Genomic DNA, 2198 nt, shown 5'->3' with positions numbered 1-2198 from the left:
CTGTTGAAGTTTCATAAGGTGCCCGCATCGCGTTGTGGCGCCAGCTGTCTGACAAGAGGTATTTTTGCGCTCTGTCTTTGGCTAACACCGCGTGTTACAAAGTGTTAACAATGTCGACGACTGGCGTCCGCAAGTCAAGCCGAGGGCTCTTTAAAAGCGGAATTTTTTCATGAAAACGCGGCCAAAATGATGTGCTTCGTGAGTATTCAACGTGGACGCTACAGGCGAGAACTGGCCGTGGTTGGGATTTTTACTCGAAGACGCTGGCAGCGCCGGGAAGCCTGCACTGGATTTGCACCTGGCAAACGTCAATTCCTGCTAAATGTTTCTTGATGTAACAGATTGATGATTTTGGCCAGCGAAGAAAGGTGTTGGCATGACGCGAATCCAGCATGGCGCGATGCCCGCGCAACTGGACTTCAGTGACGCGAAAGCGGGGGCCCGCATCGGGCCCATCTGGCATGCGCCCCGGCCTGCGCGAACATTGGGCAAGCGTTGAGGGGGTTGCTGCTGTTCTTACGGGAAAAGAGCCCGCAGGCCAGACAGGGCGAGCGCAAGCAGCTATTAAATCGATAGCGATGCAGCTGCCTTGCGCAGGTGCTTGTGGTTTAGCGGCACGCGGTTGAACAGATGCGCGCGTTACTTTCCACCATTTCCGCCACCGTTGCCTCCGCCATTACCACCGCCGTGGCCGCCTCCATTGCCTCCACCCTGGCCGCCATTGCCGTTGCTGCCGCTTTTACCGGACTCTTTTCCGGCGCCCAGGCCTTTGCTGGAGGCGTGAGCCGTGGCGACATTGCTGGCATGAACGGCATGGACGCTGTCATTGGCTTTCTTGCCACTTTTGGAGGTATGCGAAGCGCTCACGACGGCGCCCAGTTTCACGCCCATGCTGTTGGCAATCTGGCCCCAGCCAATGCCGTCGGCCTTCTGGGACAGTAAGCCGCCCAGTGTGGCCGAGAGCTGTGAAGGCGTAGGGTTGGTGATGCCTTGTTTGGCCAGCGAAGTCTTGGCCAGCGCAAGGGCAATATTGATGTTGCCGTAACCCATTTTTCCGGTGGCCGGCGAAAGGCTTGCGGCTGGCGCGGTGGCGTTGGGTCCGGTCGGGCTGGGGCTCAGCGAGATCGGTGTGCCCGTGCGCAACCCCTCAACCAGTGACTCGGCGTTTTGGGGTGAGCCGGCAAATGCGCTGTAGCGGCTCGCCAGCTTTGCGCCTTCCGGATTCCCGGCCGTGGTGCTCACACCGGCATCTGTTGTTTGTGCGGCAAGGGCAAGACCGCCGGCCAGAAACATGGCAGTGGCCGTTGCGGCGATGGTGATGGTTTTTTTGATCAGCATGGGGTGCCTCGCTTTCTGAATCAACCTGAAGCAGGCCGGACCGCGACATGCGGTGCGGCTTTTTTTATCTTAAAGGCCGTGCGGCACCGCTCGGCCGTCTTCCGGCGCCGTCCTACGGCCAAGCCCGCCAAAAATGAAGCCGCAGCGCTAGGCGCGCACAAAATAGATGAATGTGGTGCCCGGAAAAATATGCCGGTAGACAGGCCGGGCAATAACCCGCGCCAGATTTTTGGGCTGAAGCAGGCCCGAGGCACTGTTGTACAGCCGATAGAGTTTGGGGCGCAGCGGTTTCAGGCCAAACTCTTTTCCGAAGGCGACGAGCGATTCATGGCTGAACGCGTTGATGTGTTCGAGCGGGGCAATGGGCATCTGGTCGTCGGGCGACAGCGCGCCGAAATCTTTCCCCTGGCTGATTTTTTTCAGCGCGGCAGCCGCGTTGGGAACGCTGATCTTGATGACCCCGTCTCCTGACAGGGCATCGCGCAGTTTCTCGAGCACCAGCCTGGGTTCCGTCAGGTGTTCAAAGACCTGCTCCGTATTGATGAACCTGAACCTCCTGGCCGGCAGGTCGGCCAGGCCGACAACCCGCAGCCCTACGGATTTGCCGTGGCGGGCGCGTTCTTCGGAAAGCTCCACACCCCATACATTGCAGCCAAATCCCATGGCCATCTTCGACCAGTGCGCCCAGCCGAAGCCGAAGTCAAGCGCGTCCAGTTCCCCCGGCGGGAGCCCGAAGTATTGAATGATGAACTGGACCTGCTCGGCCAGGTAGCGGTATTCGTCCAGGCTGTAATTTCTGTGCTCGCGGTCCAGCTCGGTGCCGGGAACCCAGTCGTTGTAGATCTCGCCCAGCAAGGGGT

Annotated in this window: 2 protein-coding genes; both read right to left on the bottom strand. The window is 59.4% G+C overall.

Features of this window, described 5'->3' with window-relative positions; genetic code table 11:
- Positions 1–639: 639 nt before the first annotated feature.
- Positions 640–1338 carry a hypothetical protein gene (locus tag AC1D1X_RS21235; protein ID WP_477671497.1) on the bottom strand — a complete coding sequence of 233 codons (699 nt, stop codon included), beginning with the start codon at positions 1336–1338 and terminating at the stop codon, positions 640–642.
- A gap of 147 nt (positions 1339–1485) precedes the next feature.
- A partial coding sequence (locus AC1D1X_RS21230; protein ID WP_477699105.1) for a class I SAM-dependent methyltransferase occupies positions 1486–2198 on the bottom strand: 713 nt, incomplete at its 5' end.

It is taken from the genome of Polaromonas sp. P1_G4 (genome assembly GCF_056405475.1).
Note: the sequence above shows the minus strand (reverse complement) of the source record. Positions and strands in the feature narration are given on the sequence as shown.